This is a genomic window from Paenibacillus sp. NN59 (assembly GCF_057597225.1).
Window position 1 is genome coordinate 6217891 of sequence record NZ_CP199678.1, and the last position, 16786, is coordinate 6234676.

General features: G+C 47.6%; 13 protein-coding genes and 1 pseudogene. 5 read left to right on the plus strand and 9 right to left on the minus strand.

Features of this window, described 5'->3' with window-relative positions:
* Positions 1–19: 19 nt before the first annotated feature.
* The 3 genes from ACT89M_RS27075 to ACT89M_RS27085 all read right to left on the minus strand — a co-directional run bounded on the left by ACT89M_RS27075 (position 20) and on the right by ACT89M_RS27085 (position 3297).
* The gene (locus ACT89M_RS27075) at positions 20–859 is read right to left on the minus strand and encodes a carbohydrate ABC transporter permease (protein WP_090921587.1); all 840 of its coding nucleotides are present in this window, start codon (positions 857–859) and stop codon (positions 20–22) included.
* Entirely contained in the window at positions 856–1743 is an 888-nt protein-coding gene (locus ACT89M_RS27080; protein ID WP_154890059.1) for a carbohydrate ABC transporter permease, read from the minus strand. Before ACT89M_RS27080 ends, ACT89M_RS27075 begins: the two co-directional genes overlap by 4 nt.
* A gap of 240 nt (positions 1744–1983) precedes the next feature.
* Complete coding sequence (locus ACT89M_RS27085; RefSeq protein WP_487344943.1) at positions 1984–3297, minus strand: ABC transporter substrate-binding protein; 1314 nt, start codon at positions 3295–3297, stop codon at positions 1984–1986.
* 237 nt (positions 3298–3534) lie between these two features.
* Between ACT89M_RS27085 and ACT89M_RS27090 the strand changes: the two genes are divergently transcribed.
* The 3 genes from ACT89M_RS27090 (at position 3535) to ACT89M_RS27100 (ending at position 7120) form a co-directional block, all read left to right on the plus strand.
* Positions 3535–4707, plus strand: a complete 1173-nt coding sequence (locus ACT89M_RS27090) for an AGE family epimerase/isomerase (protein WP_487345326.1) — start codon at positions 3535–3537, stop codon at positions 4705–4707.
* A 2-nt stretch (positions 4708–4709) separates the two neighbouring features.
* Positions 4710–5888, plus strand: coding sequence for a glycoside hydrolase family 130 protein (locus ACT89M_RS27095; RefSeq protein WP_487344944.1), 1179 nt, complete (start codon positions 4710–4712; stop codon positions 5886–5888).
* A 209-nt stretch (positions 5889–6097) separates the two neighbouring features.
* On the plus strand, positions 6098–7120 hold the full coding sequence (locus tag ACT89M_RS27100) for a LacI family DNA-binding transcriptional regulator (RefSeq protein ID WP_154890055.1): 1023 nt from the start codon (positions 6098–6100) through the stop codon (positions 7118–7120).
* Between the two features lie 181 nt (positions 7121–7301).
* On the opposite strand, the gene ACT89M_RS27105 is transcribed toward ACT89M_RS27100, so the two are convergent.
* Entirely contained in the window at positions 7302–8729 is a 1428-nt protein-coding gene (locus ACT89M_RS27105) for a pectate lyase family protein (RefSeq protein WP_154890053.1), read from the minus strand.
* Positions 8730–9043: 314 nt separating this feature from the next.
* Positions 9044–9559 (minus strand): DUF2179 domain-containing protein, encoded by a 516-nt coding sequence (locus ACT89M_RS27110; RefSeq protein WP_090921575.1) that lies wholly within the window; start codon positions 9557–9559, stop codon positions 9044–9046.
* Positions 9560–10007: 448 nt separating this feature from the next.
* On the opposite strand from ACT89M_RS27110, the pseudogene ACT89M_RS27115 reads away from it, so the two are divergent.
* Together ACT89M_RS27115 and ACT89M_RS27120 are read left to right on the plus strand one after the other, a co-directional pair.
* Positions 10008–10271, plus strand: a pseudogene (locus tag ACT89M_RS27115) (Glu/Leu/Phe/Val dehydrogenase dimerization domain-containing protein); the annotation flags it as partial.
* 213 nt (positions 10272–10484) lie between these two features.
* Entirely contained in the window at positions 10485–11477 is a 993-nt protein-coding gene (locus ACT89M_RS27120) for a Glu/Leu/Phe/Val dehydrogenase family protein (RefSeq protein WP_445667232.1), read from the plus strand.
* A 938-nt stretch (positions 11478–12415) separates the two neighbouring features.
* Here ACT89M_RS27120 and ACT89M_RS27125 read toward each other — a convergent pair.
* The 4 genes from ACT89M_RS27125 to ACT89M_RS27140 form a co-directional block, all read right to left on the minus strand.
* Entirely contained in the window at positions 12416–14083 is a 1668-nt protein-coding gene (locus ACT89M_RS27125) for a hypothetical protein (RefSeq protein WP_154890049.1), read from the minus strand.
* A 1-nt stretch (position 14084) separates the two neighbouring features.
* Positions 14085–14882, minus strand: coding sequence for an ABC transporter ATP-binding protein (locus ACT89M_RS27130; protein ID WP_154890342.1), 798 nt, complete (start codon positions 14880–14882; stop codon positions 14085–14087).
* Between the two features lie 234 nt (positions 14883–15116).
* Complete coding sequence (locus tag ACT89M_RS27135; RefSeq protein WP_487344945.1) at positions 15117–15776, minus strand: PepSY domain-containing protein; 660 nt, start codon at positions 15774–15776, stop codon at positions 15117–15119.
* Positions 15777–15926: 150 nt separating this feature from the next.
* Positions 15927–16763 (minus strand): PepSY domain-containing protein, encoded by an 837-nt coding sequence (locus ACT89M_RS27140; protein WP_186811750.1) that lies wholly within the window; start codon positions 16761–16763, stop codon positions 15927–15929.
* Positions 16764–16786: the final 23 nt, after the last annotated feature.

A 16786-nucleotide genomic window follows, 5' to 3' on the forward strand; every position in this document is an offset into this window, starting at 1 on the left:
CAAAAAAGGTTTCACGCAATCATTTCACGGAACCTTGCGCAAAACCGTTGTAGATGTATTTCTGAAGCAACAGGAAAATAATCATCGTTGGAATAATGGCAATCATAATCCCGGCACTGATGACCTCCCACTGTGATCCGAAGGGGCCCTTGAACTTGAACAGGGCGGTGGATATTACCTGCAGATCGGTTTTTGGCATGTACAGGAATGGCGTGTAGAAATCGTTGTAAATGTTGACACCTTTGACGATAATGACCGTGACAATCGCCGGTTTCAACAAAGGCAATATAATTCTCCAATAGATCGTGAAGTATGAAGCACCGTCCAGCATAGCCGATTCATCCAGCGCGCTGGAGATCGAACCGAGAAATTGCAGGAAGATGTACACCGCGATAATATCGGTTCCCAGATACATGACGATAGCTGCCCACCGTGTGTTGAACAGGTCGAGGGCGTTAATAATCTGGAAGGTGGCAACTTGTGTCGTTACGCTCGGAATCAGGGTAGCCAGCAGGAAAGCGGCAACCATAATTTTTTTGCCTTTGAACTTGAAGCGGTCCAGTACATAGGCAATCATGGAACCCGTCAACGTTGCACCCACGATGGATATGATTAGAATAATGATTGTATTTTTGAAACCGACAAGCATGTTGCCATCCACAAATGCCTTGGCATAATTCGCAAAGTTAAGCCAGTTGGCGGGCGGGGCTAGTGGACTGCTATTGGCATACTCGGCATTGGTCTTCAGGGACGCAAACAGGATCACTACGATAGGCAAAAGTGCAATGAACGCCGCCAGAATCAGAGAAACGTATTTGATTATGCTGGCGATGGTATATTTGAATTGGTTCACGTTCATTCCTCTCCTTTCATGCTGACACGCTGCACAAGCGTTACAAGAATTACGATCAGAAGCAGCACGACAGCCATCGCTGATGCGAGTCCCAATTTGCCGTATTTAAATGCCAAGTGAACGGTCTGAATAACAAAGGTCATACTTCCGTTGGAACCGTCGGTCATAATATATGGAATATCGAACGCACTGATGGCGCCGCTTATGGCCAAGATCAGATTAAGTTGCAGAATGCGGGTAATACTCGGCAAAATGATATGGCGAAATTGTTGCCAGCGGTTCGCACCGTCAATATCGGAAGCCTCATACACATCCTTCGGAATCGAAGAAATCGCACCCAGGAAGATGATGAAGTTAAAGCCCATATATCTCCAGACCGATGCACCCGCGAGGGATACGTTAATAATATTCGGGTTACCCAGCCAGAGCTGGGTGTACTGTCCCAGTCCGATCGCCTGCATCAGCGTATCAAGCGTACCGTCCGGCTTGAAGAAAAAGAGGAAGATAAAACCGATAGCCACGCCATTCAGCAAGTAAGGGAAGAACAGAATGCCTTTAAAGAAATTTTTGCCCCGGATTTTGAAGCTGAGGATCGTAGCAAAATAGAGGGCCAGACCCATCTGTACAAAGGTTGCCACAAAATAATACAAACTGACGATAAACACTTTAAAGTATTCCGGATCGCTAAAAATCCGTGTGTAATTATCAAATCCAACATAGTCGAACCTTTTGCTGTATCCATTCCAATCGGTAAAGCTGTATTTGAACATGTTAATGACAGGCAAATAAGCAAACGTAAATAACAGTGCCAGCGGAATAATCGAGAAGGCACAGATAATAAATATGCGTTGTGCTGAGTAACTCCAGTTTGAAATTCTCCAGTATTTCATGCTCCCCACACCTCCCAGCGGTTCAGCCGCCTTGGTTCATACACGCTCCGTATCGCTCCGCGGATGTAACCGCAGGGTGGGCCAAGTAAATACACATGTTTAACAAGTCTTCACCACAATCAATTCATTTGATGGTTTAACTCCCGTGCGAACCTGGCCCAAAAATCCGACAACTACCGGCACCCGTATTACATCTGCTTCATCTGCTCACATCTGCTGTATGAACGCTCGTTTTTCCTATTATTTCGTAACCTCTGCGCGGGCTTTTACCCATTTATCATTCAGGTCTTTCATGATGTCATCATACGATTCGCTTCGGTTACCGATAGCTGCTTCAATAATTCGTTTCTTGAAGTCAGGCTGCCAGAGGCCAATCTCGCCTTCGTTATCGATTTTGTCCATCAATCCCTCTTGCCCCTCTTTAGCCGGAGTTAAAGTAGAGAATTTTACATCTTTATACTGATCCAGAATCGGCGGAAGCTCTGCGCTCTTGTCTGCACTCATGCCTCCACCTTGCTCAACCGCATAGTTGGATTTTGCCAGGAACCAGTCGATCCATGCTTTTGCCGCAGGTTTGTTCTCGCTGTTCACATTCATGCCGATGTTGTAATCCGCGGACAGCGGTACGATTACATCGCTAGCATTAGTCGGGAAGGGTAAGAAACCAATATTTTCTGGTTTATCTGTCATGCCTTGAATCTGTGTAATCGCCCATGATCCGAGAGCCATCGTTGCAATTTTGCCATTAGCCAGATCTGCCTTGGAACTCTCCCAGTCTGTAGTTGTCGGATCCTTCTCGATCAGACCGTTCTTGGCTGCATCATAGAGTACTTTGTACAGCTCGTAGTGCGGCTTCCCTGGCACAAAGTTCTCATCCGTATTCGGTTGATCCACGTTAACATAGTCTACACTTCCTGCAACCGTTGGCAGGTCGGCCTCCCATTGAGTAAGTGCCCAGCCGGATGCATAGTTCGTATAGAGCGGGATCGCATTCGTATTGTCTTTCACCTTCTGAAGTGATGCCTGGAATTGCTCCGGTGTCTTCGGAAGCTCAGTGATGCCTGCGTCTTTGAAGACCTGTTTGTTATAAATAATGCCTGAGAACGTGATGACGGTTGGAATGCCGTATACCTGACCATCCACCATTCGCTCTTCAATGGCAGTGTATTTGTCTTTCAGTTCATCGTACGTGCCAAGTGGCTCGAAAAAGTCCGGGATATCGGCGATTGGAACACTTGTCGGAATCATAAGTACGTCGCCGTAGTCTTTGGTGCTCATCCGAATTTTCACTTGCCCTTCATAATCAGCCAAGGCCTGAAAATTCACTTTCACATCCGGATACTTCTTGTTGAATTCGGCCGCATAGTCCTTGAATACGGTATCAACAATATCTGTACGTTGCGTCAAAACGGTAATTTCGCCCTTGATATCCGCCGGGTCTGTGCTAATCTCTTCCCCCGCCTGCGAAGACCCACCTCCCGATGAACACGCAGCAAGCAGCGAAGTGATGAGCAGCATCGTCAGCAGCATCATCCAGCCTTTATTTTTCCTCATTTTTCCGACCCCTTTCTTGATTCCGTTAAGTTATCGTTAAGGTTACAGATTAGATTTTATTATGGTAACGCTTACGTGTCAATTGAATTATTTATTACTTCACCAAAAAAATGAAAGTTATATTTCGTTGACAAGGTAATTTTATAGAACTAATATTACTTTATAAGGTTACCGATAACTTAATTTAATCAAACATGATTTTGCACGGATGAAGGAGCGCTCTGGATGACTCATAAGATGAATCAGCTTCAAACAGAAATTGCGGAGCATTGGAAGACGAAGATTATGCCGTTCTGGTCTAAGTTAAAAGATGAAGATCATGGTGGATTCTACGGCTGGGTTGGCAACGATCTGCAGATCAATCATCAGGCACCCAAAGGCGGAATCGCTACAGCACGGCAGCTTTGGTCTTTTTCCGCAGCCTACCGGGTAACCGGTGAGGACATCTGGCGGGAGCACGCTGAACACGCCTATCGTTTTCTCACTGGACACCTGATAGACAGAGAGCACGGAGGGATGTACTGGATGGTGGATGCCACTGGTGAATCGCTGGATACGAGCAAACATGTGTATACTCAGTCCTTTGGCATATATGCGCTCAGCGAATACTACCGGGCAACAGATGATGCTTCTGCACTAACACTTGCGAAAACGCTTTTTGCGCTGATAGAGAGCAAAGGCTTCAACACAGAAGCGCCTGCTTATAAAGAGCAGTTTGATCGCTTCTGGAATGAACAGCCCAATGAAATGCTGAGTGAAAACGGGGTCATTGCGGATTACACGATGAATACGCATATTCATGTGCTGGAAGCCTATACCACCCTATACAGGGTGTGGCCGGACCCACAAGTAAAAGCATCCCTTGAGCGACTGCTCGGAATTCTGTATGAACGGGTATATGACAAGAACACCAGGTTCCTCGGGGTTTTTTTCAACAAAAAGTGGGAATCCATCATTGATCTGCGCTCGTTCGGACATGACATCGAAGCAAGCTGGCTGATTGACGATGCTCTCAAGGTACTGGGACTTGAACATCACCCGCAATATGCCGCCATGGTCACGGATATCGCCTACAACATCCTGAGCGCGGCCGTACAAGCGGATGGTTCACTTATGAATGAACAGGAAGGCAACCATGTGGATACCACGCGTATCTGGTGGGTGCAAGCGGAAGCGATGGTTGGTTTCTATAACGCCTATCAGCGCACTAGGGATTCTAAATTTCTGGAAACGGTCGAACGGTTGTGGAATTATACGCGAACGCATATCGTGGATTCCCGGCCAGGCGGTGAGTGGTACTGGGCTGTGGACGAAAATGGCACACCTGATCATCATGAAATGGCCGGCCCGTGGAAATGTCCGTATCATAACAGCCGATTTTGCATTGAACTCATGGAGAGGATGGGATAAGCATGATACACCCAAAATACAAATCGTTACTGGAACAGCAGGAGCAGCTTTTGTCACGTCAAAATGAGGTGGATTCTTCCTTCTACAATGGCGTTTACCAGCGTTATCGGTATCCGGTCATTACACGCCATCATGTGCCACTGCACTGGAGATTTGATCTAAACGAAACAACGAATCCGTATTTCATGGAGCGTCTGGGCATTAACGCAACACTCAACCCGGGAGCAATCTATCACAACGGAAAATACATTATGGTCGTACGCACGGAAGGACTGGATCGGAAATCGATCTTTGCCCTTGCAGAGAGCGACAACGGCGTAGACGGATTCCGCTTCACCCGCAAACCGCTTGTCTGGGACGATATCGATGCAGCGGAAACCAATCAATATGACATGCGTCTGGTTCAGCATGAAGACGGCTGGATCTACGGCATCTATTGCTCGGAACGCAAAGACCCGGATGCGCCTGCCTTCGACACCTCCAGCGCTGTTGCACAGGCGGGTCTGGTTCGCACACGTGACCTGACCCGTTGGGAACGCCTTCCGAATATTACGACGAACTCCCCGCAGCAACGGAATGTGGTGCTGCATCCCGAGTTTGTCGATGGTAAATATGCTTTCTACACACGTCCGCAGGATGGATTTATCTCCACAGGCAGCGGTGGCGGTATTGCCTTCGGTCTGTGCGAGGATATCCTGAATCCGGTTATTCACGAAGAGATCATTATAGATGAACGGAAATACCACACGGTGTATGAGGTGAAAAATGGTCAAGGCCCTGCCCCGATCAAAACAGACCGTGGCTGGATTCATATTGCCCACGGCGTACGGAACACCGCAGCAGGTCTTAGGTACGTACTGTACACCTTCGCCACCGATCTGCATGATCCGGCACGCATCATCGCCAAGCCGGGCGGGCACTTCCTTGCACCTTATGATGACGAGCGCGTAGGCGATGTATCCAATGTTATTTTTTGCAACGGTGCCGTGGTTAATGAGAAGGGTGAAGTCTTTATCTACTATGCATCCAGTGATACACGCTGTCATGTTGCCACAACCACGCTGGAGCAATTGGTGGATTACACGTTTAATACTCCTGCTGACCCTTATCGTTCCCTGGACTGTTCCAGCCAGCGTGGAAACCTGATTGAGCAGAACGAACGTTTATTGCAAAATCAATGAAACTAACATCGCTCAATCAACCTTGTCCAACCTTCCGGGACTTGCGAAAAATAGTGATGTGAGACCCGGAATGGCTTTATTCCAGGTTGGTAACGATGTATACTAATATGGATTGTTGTTATGTTGGAAGAACGCGCTCATCATAATGACAGCACATTGTACCTAAACCGGCTTGAAGGAGGCGACCAAAGCTGAAGAACAATATCACCATGCGGGATATCGCCGACAGGCTCGGGGTCAGCAGTGTGACCGTCTCGAAAGCGTTGAATGACAAAGAAGGCGTCAGTGGCGAATTAAAGGAAAAGATTAAACAACTTGCCGTCCAGATGGGTTATCGGTATAACGCCACAGCCCGTTCAATGAAGGAAGGCTTAACTCATAATGTTGGTGTAATTATCCCGGAGCGGTTTACCGGTCCTACGCAATCGTTCTATGTACGCGTGTTCCAACGCATTACCAAACATCTGGAGGAACAGGGATATTACGGTATTCTTCATATTTTGAACAGTGAGGATGAAGAGGAGCTATCCCTGCCCAAACTGTACAGTGACAGCAAGGTTGACGGCTTCATTGTGCTGGGTCAGGTCAGCAAGGAGTATATTGAATTGGTGCAGTCGATGGACGTACCTAAGATGTTCCTCGATTTCTACGATGAACATTCCGATATCGATTCTGTTGTGACGGACAACTTCTATGCCGCGTATGAAATGACAAACTATCTGATCCAGCAGGGACACCGCAGTATTGCTTATGTAGGTAATCTGTATTCGACAAGCAGCATTCAGGATCGTTTTCTTGGTTATTACAAATCATTGCTTGAGCACCGGATGCCCATGAATCCGGATTTGGTGCTTAATGATCGGGATGAACGAGGTACGTTTATCGAGATCAATCTACCAGAACAGCTTCCCACCGCATTTGTCTGCAACTGTGATCAGGTTGCTCATCTGCTCGTGCAGAAGCTGACTTCGCTGGGTATTCAAGTGCCGGCCCAATGCTCTGTCGTTGGGTTCGACAATGATATCTACGCCATGCTGTCTGAACCTAAACTCACCACAGTTGAGGTAGATATCGAACAGATGGCACGGACGGCTGTTCAATCCATGCTCAAAAAGATTGACAACCCGAACCGTAGCTTCGGTCGCGTCCATGTAAAGGGCAATATCATCTATCGTGAATCAGTAAGTGTTGCACCAGAGACCCAGCCTCAAGTGACAACAACGACACAATAATTATGAAGCAGAAGACCACTGAACATAAAGCCTTTAAGCCATGACAGTAAATTGTAGGCATTTGGAGCTGAGGCAAGTAACATGGACAAGTAACATTAAAAACAAGCGCCCCCGCAACAACTGCAGGGTCGCTTGTTTTTTTTACTTATTTTTAATCGTTAGATTGTACGGAGCACTTCACTCAATAGCTTGTCTTCAGCCAATTGTCTTTAGACCAAGTTAACTTTCCTGCTCCTGCACCGTTGGAAGCAGTGAGACGTGCATTCAGTGTAGATGGATCATCTGTCTGGTAGCTGTATGGAAGGGAACCAAAACCATTCCACGAGAACGGTTTGATGACAGCCGGAACAGGTGCAAGTGGACTACCTGCTGTGTCACTATTACCACGGAAGGAACTTCCATCCAGAGAGTAAATCGTATCGAGCACACTGATTTTTCCGGTGTATGTGGCGTTGGTCGGATCTGTCTGATTGTTGCGTACAGGATACTGCACATCCTTGATTACTGATTTTTCAACTAACACTGCGCCGCTTTCGGTTGAGATAGCCCCATTGCTGGTAATACCGAATTTGTAGCCTTTAGATGCAATGGCTGTGGCCATAGCGTTAGTAATGCGCGCTTGAGCTGAACGGGCATCTGAAGCATCCATGATGATGTTATAGGCGTGGGCATTACCACCACGCAGACGAGGCATGCGATCCTGAATGTCTTTATATAGGTTATGATGCAGAGTAATCGACAGGTTAGCGTTAGCCGACTCTAGACTGGTCGCACCGACGAGATGCCCTTTTTTCTGCGGTCCAGCGATAGCAATGATATCTTCTTTGCTTAAACCGACCGCACTGCTACGCAGATGGTTATACATTGGATAGGAAGATTTATTGGCTTCCAATTCGTTAATCTGACGGGTAACCCAGCTGTTCGCACTACCGTCATCCCCTTTGAAAGTGGACCAGGAGATGGTTACACCGCTAGTTCCCTTTTTCGAATCGACGAGTCCGTCATAGGCTTTGTTAAACGTGCAGTGATCGATCCACACACCGCTACTGTCCTCCAGAGTAATGTAATCCCAATCGTTTTTGTCATAATCCCCTTTGGTCGATTCATCCCATTCCCAGAGCTCATCGAATTCCAGGTTACGAATAATCACGTTGGAGCTTCGTTTCACCGTGATAGCAGCGTGTTTGATCTTAGAGCCATTGGCCGAGAAAATGGTGAGTCCATTGAAGCCGTCCACCGTAATTTTGCTGACACCCGTCTGCTTCAATACCGGATGTGTCAATGCATCGTTATGCTTGGCAAAAGGTGCAGTCTGTGCCGCGCTAGGAATCTCGTTCCATCCCAAGTTGAGGTCGTTCATAATTTCAACGACTTTGACACCGGAGTTCTTTTTCAGAGCCAGCGCCAGGTCGGTGGCATTATACACTTTTTTATACGTGGACGTGCTCGACTCATTGATGATTCCGCCGCCTGTGTTCCCTTGGGAGAAACCGGTCAGATTGTAATCCGCGTTGCCCGCTGCCTGCACACTCGCAGGTCCAGATAATAAGGTGAACCCTAGCGTAAGGGCCAGAGCCGTGCTACATAAACTTCGTACTGTTTTTTTCATCGAATTGATTCCTCCCGATAGTATGATGATGAATGATGAGTTGTCCTGCCTGTCTCTCTGCGGCATGTCATGTCGCAAGTGACATATTCACAATGTAAATGTTGGAAGCGATTACAACAATAATCCTGATTTCACATCCCTTTGAGAACGGCCGACAGGAGGCAAATGGTACCCGAAACAACCTGGCATCGTATCAAGTTAACTTGTATAACGGGGTTTGATGTAGGAATGGGAAATCCGTGAAGAGAATAACACGTGGGCAGATAAATGAAATAAAAAAGGCAGGACCGCATCTAGTGCAGACCTGCCCGATTTTACTTTTTGATGGAACGTGTCCAGAAACCGCCATGGAACTGTTTGGGCTCCACGGTGATGACAAAAGCTTTGGGATCGAGAGCCAGAATGGTCTGGTAGAGCAGTTTCTGGTTTTTGCGTTTCGCCAAAATTTCCATAACCAGCCGATCTCCGTCTCGTCCGCTACCAACCCATGAGGTTACACCATACCCTTTATCGCGCAAAGCATTTGCAAGCCCTCCGTCCATCTGGTTGCAGATCACTTTTACGGTAACGTAACCAAGCGCAATTTTTTCCTCAATCCATGCTCCGAGCAGTACTCCAAGCCCGTACCCCACTGCGTATACAATCAGCGCAGACGGCTGGGTCAAATAGCTAAGTACCAGATTCAAGCCCAGTACATAGATTACAATCTCACCCATACTGATCAGGGCAGCGATGTATTTCTGTCCTTTGAGCGTTAAGATCATGCGAAGGGTGTAGGCCGATACATATACAATCTGAATCAAAAAGATAAATAACAAAATTTTAAGCAATGACGATCCCTCTTTCCTAGACCTTTTCGATGAATCAGGGCCTTGGTTATGTGCTGCATGGCGGACATTTCCACCTTATTGGAGATGCTTTTAAAAAAAACCAGGCTCATGTAGTCCATCATATTCCTCTATCTCCATCATTGGACGTTATGCCCTCTTCCTAAACGGTTTGATGTAAATTTTCAGGCATCTGTCCAGTCTGACGATCCCGGAACTGCCATTATAAAACCGTTTGTGTCGATGTTCAACCCGGCGATAGACCCAGGGGCGTAATAACCGTAGCGCGAATATGATGTATAAATCACACTGGATTTAGGGTGATCCCTTATCTTTCGAGCCATGCAAGAGAAATATTCGAGCCAAAATACAGACGGGATGCAGGTTCTATAAGGAAATCCGTTGCCTTTGGTGAGTACGGGACGAATGAACTTCAAAGGAGGAGTGTTCCATGGAAATATGGCGGGAAATGGAGCAGGAAGGTATGGAAAAGCTTGTTTTTTGCCACGATTCCTCCAGCGGACTTCAAGCAATCATTGCCATTCATAACACAACTCTTGGTCCAGCTCTGGGTGGATGCCGCTACTGGGCCTATACATCCAAAGAAGAAGCAATCCGGGATGCGATAAAGCTGGCCAAAGGCATGACCTACAAAAATGCCATGGCAGGTTTGCCCTATGGCGGAGGTAAGGCTGTTGTCTGGGATGTAACCGGTGCTTCGGAGCAGATGACGACAGGGGAACGGGTCGGTGGGGGCGTGGTGGACTCATTGCAGAGCGCTATTTTCGATAGCTTGCTGATAGACTCGAATAAAAGCGATATGCTTGGTGGGACGCTGATCGAATCAGTTAAGGGAGACACATTTGGTAAAGGGCTAGAGCACTCAGCGAAAGATAATGTGCTGGGCAAGATGCTGGCAAACTCAGGAATGGACGAAGCAGGCGAAGCGAACAACGGGATCATAGCGGAGAATTCGGAAGACGAAACACAAACACGAGCACAAGCACAAGCACAAGCACAAGACAAAGTGTGGATGGACACCACGAAAGATGGCTCTTTTAGCAGGACGCAAGCAGACTCGTCAGTGAATGGTACGTTTGGCGAAGGTCTGGCAGATCCAGCGAAGAATAAAGAAATTCGCGCATCGCAGTTTCGGGCTCTCGGGCGGTTTCTGGAGCGATTACAAGGTCGCTTCGTGACAGGTCTGGATCTGGGCACAACGGCGGCAGACATGGACCAGATCCGGGTGGAGACGGCATATGTGACGGATACCACGGGTTCCCTTGGCGCACAGGATGACTTCACTGCCGACATGACCGCCTACGGCGTGTACATCGGCATTGTCACCTCTCTGCGCCACCAGGGCGTAGCCGATCTGCAGGGCATTCCCGTTGCCGTCCAGGGACTGGGCAAGGTCGGGCATGCCCTGTGCCGTTACCTGCATGCAGCCGGGGCACGGCTGATCGTGGCAGACGTTGTACCGGAACGTGTACAACGCGCCCTTGTGCAGTTCAGCGGCGCCATCCCGGCCGATCCGGCCCGTATTCACGCCGCTGACTGCAAGGTGTTCGCCCCCTGTGCCCTAGGGGGCGTGATCACCCCGGCGACCGTGGAGGAGCTTCGCTGCTCCATTGTCGCCGGGGCGGCCAACAACCAGCTGAGTGAACGACAGCTAGTTGCTGGCCGCATGCAGGCGCGCGGCATTCTGTACGCGCCTGACTACGTGCTGAGCGCAGGCGGCATTATCAGCACCGCCTGCGAACTGCAGGGAGCTGGGCCTGACCTGATCCGCCAGAAAGTGGCGGGGATAGCAGGCACGCTCAGCAAGGTATTCGCCGAGGCTGCGCGATCTGGAATCTCCACAGCAGATGCAGCCGATCGTCTGGCCGAGGCCATTCTCGAATCAGGCCAGAACGACTAGGCCTATTAAGTCACACTTCAATATCTCTGTCTTTCATGTATGAGGAAAGTACTGTTTAAGCATTTTTATTCGTAGCCTCGCAGAGCTCTTTATTCTAAACAGTTCCCCACCTGCTTACACTTTCACTTACATCTACACCTGCACTTGCATCTGTATCTGTATCTGTATCTGTATCTGCATTTACACTAACTTCTGCACCACTGTTGTCACCACACACTAACGATCACAGGAGACATTATTTGGCCCATTTTGCATGCTGTACCAGGCTAACGATCACCAGACACGCTATTTTGCAAAAGTCAGCTCACTTTCGGCCTAAAACACCCTCTTTTGCAGAAATAAGCTTCCTGGTGATCATTAGAATTCATGAGGGCCACTTTTCACCCAAATAAGCTCATCTGAGATCGTTAGAATCACAACACACTTTTGCCTCTACCGCACCTAGGATTATTTGTTTGAGTTACTTATCCCCTCTACTACTCGTCAGGTTACTTGTTTGAGTCACCACTGCACATTGGCCTACTTGTATGATTTACTTATCCGATTTACCGTATATTCGGTTACTTACTGTACCCATTTCACTCGGTTCACCTACTTCTTTCACGCTTTTTACTCCGTTTCCTTTATTCACTTTGTTTCCTTTGTTCGCTTCATTTCTTCATTCAGTTCAATTACTTTGTTTGCATACTTACTTCATTTACTTCATTTCTTTCATTTTAATCTACCCTACTCCATCCCTTCACTTCTTCCCCCAACGGACCAACCTTTTATGTAACAGAGCCCCGCGTGCGGGTAGTTGCAAGCCGCTCACGGGGCGAAAATAAATACTCACTTCCATCAATCATGCTTAGAACCACTACTTAAAATTACACGGCTTAAGACAGCGACCAGTTCAATCAGGCTAACAACTCTGAAAAGATACCTCGATAGACTTCAGCTTAAATGACCACAGCCGACTTGACCGCTGGTTTCTTCACACGATACAGCAGCGTCCACAACAACACATTCGCCACAATCAAGATCACACCGTACATCCAGACACCTCCGGAGAAAGAACGGAAAAAGACATGAGCACCCCACAGTAAAGCGAACACAGGCAAAGCAGCGAAAATATACCAGCCGTCACTTTGCTGTGCCACACTGAACGATTGGGAGAACGGTGGCTTTTGCAGCATAAACTTGCCGGATACCGGGATCAGCGCTGTAGCTGTGAGCAGAATAATCGCAATGTCCGGCAAAATCCGAAGTCCAAATGTCCATGTGAACATGGCCGCATTCAACAGAAATACCGGTATAAATATGTTGCTTAGAAATGCCTTCAGGGCGCCTCGATATAATACATTTTCATCAGACATCGGCGCGGCGCGAAAGATCCAGGATGCCTTGTACTGACCCGAATACCGTAGCATAATGACTACCGTTACCAACAGGATCAGCATAATATACAAGGTGTACACAAAGGAACTTTGCCTGAATTCTGCCCAGGTCGATGATTGTAAAGCTGTATACCAGAAAATATAAGGCATAACTAACGATAAACCTAAAGATGGGTAAACTTTCAACTTGAACTCCCGTTCATCGCGCATCATGCTGGCCGACAGACGAAAGCAGGCTTGTTCTTCGGTAGAGCGACTGAACAGCTTGGCAACCATACGATCCCACTTTCCCCGGCGGCGACTCGATGTCTGGCCGGAATGAGCCATTTTTTCTAAATACAGCTCGAAGGATGGCATAAGCTTCACATATACGATCAGGCATATCACCGGAACAACAACAGCCAGCGCTGTTAACGTATAGATCCACACCCCGCCATTTCCTGCGAATAACCAATCGTATGCAGCAGCATACCATAGCGGAGGTAACAGCAGTTGCCACCATTCCGGCGTAAAAGCTACTTTAAAATCAATAATATCGAAGGAACGAATGACAAACTGATATCCAATCGCAATCCCCACGGAAAGCAAAATCTGCACCATATTAATCATATCTTTCAGCTTCTCCCCATCCAGAAACCTCATCATGAACAGATAGATGAGAGATGTGCTCACCAGAATCAGGATGCTGATCAGAATAATCTGTAACAGAAAGAGTAGAAAGAAACCAATCCCGTGCGTAACAAGCCCGGCGATCAGCGGCGCAACCGTCACTGAACCTGTCAGCAGCACCAGATAGACTCCGGCATGAATGGCTCTCGCCATACCCACCGTTCGCGCATTAACGGGTTTGGTCAAAATAATATTTCTATCCCGGATGTCGAGAAGCACGGATGAAAAATCCGAAATCATCGACGTCATAATCATAAACATCAGCACGCCAAACAGAATGCCCATCTGAAGCATGAATTGTCCTGTATCCCAGACGACAAAGGGAACCATGATTGCTCCCATCAAGGCATACAGCCAGAGAGAGCGAACATACTGGTTACCTTCTTTGTTCTCCTTGCTCTTTGACCTTCCGGCCATAATCGTAGGCACTCTGCGCTGATCCATCTGGAACTTCACCCGTAAAATAAGGCGTAGCACATCATAATCAGCACCCGTCTTAGTAATGATTGGCCGAAAACGATCCAGAACTTGGAGCGTACGAAAATCGGAGGGTTTCGCCATATTAGTTCACCTCCTGCACAATCGACACAAAGCGCTCAGCAATCGCCTTATGTTCATTAAAGCCTGTCAATTGATTAAACACTTCCTCCAGTGACCCTTCCATCGATTGTTGCTGGAGTTGCTTGAACGTGCCATCTGCCACGACACGGCCCTCGGCTATCAATACAATCCGGCTACTGATCTTCTCCACCACATCCATAATGTGTGACGAATAGAAGATCGTTGTGCCTTTTGCGGACAGCTGTGACAAAATCTCTTTCACCACCATTACACTGTTGGCGTCCAGCCCGCTCAGCGGTTCATCCAGAAACAGCAGATCAGGATCATGTAGCAGAGCCGAGATTAACAGCACTTTCTGACGCATCCCTTTGGAGAAGGAGGCAATGCGGGAATGATATGATTTTTCCAGTCCAAAACAATCCATCAGCAGCTTTGCTTTATAATCCGCATCTTCATAAGACAAGCCATATAACTCTCCCGTAAACGTTAAATACTCGGCCGGGGTTAACTGTTCATACAGTTCTGCCACTTCCGGCACATACCCGATTCTACGCTTATATTCCACATCGCCGCCAGCGATATCCTGTCCAAAAATACGAACGTTTCCCACATAACCTTCCACTAATCCAAGCAAAATTTTGACCGTTGTACTCTTGCCAGCTCCATTGGGTCCGATGTATCCGATCATCTCCCCACGATTCACTTCCAGATCGATGCCGTTTAATACATAACGCCCGTTATACCGCATACGTAAGCCTTCAATTGACAGTACTTGTTCTCTAGTCGTTTCCGATCTCATTTGTTCACCAGCCACTTCGTTATCCAGCTCCTTGTCTATACTATTTCTACAATTCTACTAGTTTACCACAGTTTGGATTAGGGGATCTATGAACTCTATAGAGTACGACAAAAAAGACGCTTCATTCGAAGCGTCTTTCTGCTGATACGATCGGTCTAAGCTGTATATACCGCAAACAGTGATCAGAGTCGAAAATCAATTTCATCTATTTCTTACTTTGCCGCAATTCAACAATTAATCCTCGTCATCAAAATCCTGATCAAACGACAACACCTTACCTGTGTTTGCGTCGATATCAACGTCTGCCTCACCTTGAGCGGTTCTCAGTTCAATCTCATAGACATAACGACCGTTATCACGATCCAGTTCAACCTTGGTGACTTTGCCACCAGTCACTTGTTTCAGTGCAATGTTGGAAGCTTGTGCAACCGTCAATTTAACCTGATTGGAGGCAGACCCACTCGAAGAGTTACCTGTTCCATTATCACGATAATCATCATCGTCATCGTAGTCATCATCATTAACAACGGCCAAAACCTTACCTGTATAGGCGTCCAATCTAACCGTCACATCCGGTTGACCTTTTCGGTCGATCTCGACTTCATAGAACGTTTGACCGTTTCTACGCTCCAGATCCACATCATCCACTTTACCTTCCACTGCTTTCAGCGCTATGGATTTTGCTTGGGATACAGTCAGCAGTTTACCTGTGTTGTTCTGGTTCGCACTCGTGGATTGTGTCACTGAGGCTGGTGCGGATTGTGTAGTTTCAGATTGTACTTGTGATGCCGGTTGCCCGTTTATATTACCGCTAGCCGCGACCGCTGATCCGCCAAGCAACACCGCTGCGGACAAGCTGCCAATCCAAAGTTTATGTTTGTTCATCATCATCATTCATCTCCTCGTTATTGTTCTCGTTCTCGTCTACATATTTAGAATAACCTAGGCGAATGAGAGATTAGAGAGAGAAAGATTAGAATTTGATGAGAAAATGAGGAGAGTATTCTTACCCCTTTTCAGAAAATAACATAATAGAAACAACTCTTAATCATCGTCCTTATCCCAAGTTACCGAACGTATGGCACCCGAGATCGCATTCACCTGTACCGTCGCTTCCCGGCCGTCTTCCAGATCGATCTCAACCAGGTAATACGGATTGCCACTGTTCGTACCACGTAGTTCTACATCATCCACTTCGCCAGGAACTCTCGCAAGCGCCTTCTGCTCTGCCTGCTTCTCACTTAGAAACTGTGGCTCTTTATCCGTCCCTCCCGTTGCCGATGACGGAGGTGACTTGATCGCTTCGGAGGAAATAATCTCGCCCGTATATGGATCAAGCCTCAGTTCTTGGCGGCTGTTATCCTTCGCTTTCACCACTGCGGTGTATATAGGACTGCCCTGCTGTTCAACCAGTTCCAGCGATATAAGTTGCTCCCCTGCTCTTTGCTTCAGCAACTCCGCCTTCATCTGCTCACGGCTCCACAACGTCTTCTCTTCAGCCTGCGGACTCGACTCCAGACGTTTGATGGATTGAACAGCCGCCGTAAATGCATCGACCTGCACATCGTATAAACCTGTCTCCGAACGAAGCTGCATCAAATACGTACCGTCCTTCAGGGTAGAATGAATGATCTCCCCTGGATATTGATCCAGCACAGATTGCGCGACTGCATCAGCAGATAACTGCTCTCGAGCAGGTTCCCACGGTTTCCACCACACCAGAGCTACAACAAGTACGACAACCAGTGTTCCGGTCCCCAACCACAGTAACTTTCGTGGCCCTTTACCAGTATGACTTCTTTTGGTATTTATATCTCCATGCCTAAGCTCATGTTTGTTATCACTTCGTGTCATTTCAGGCCTCTGTTCCTGTTCTGTCATACGCACTTCCCCCTCACATTCTT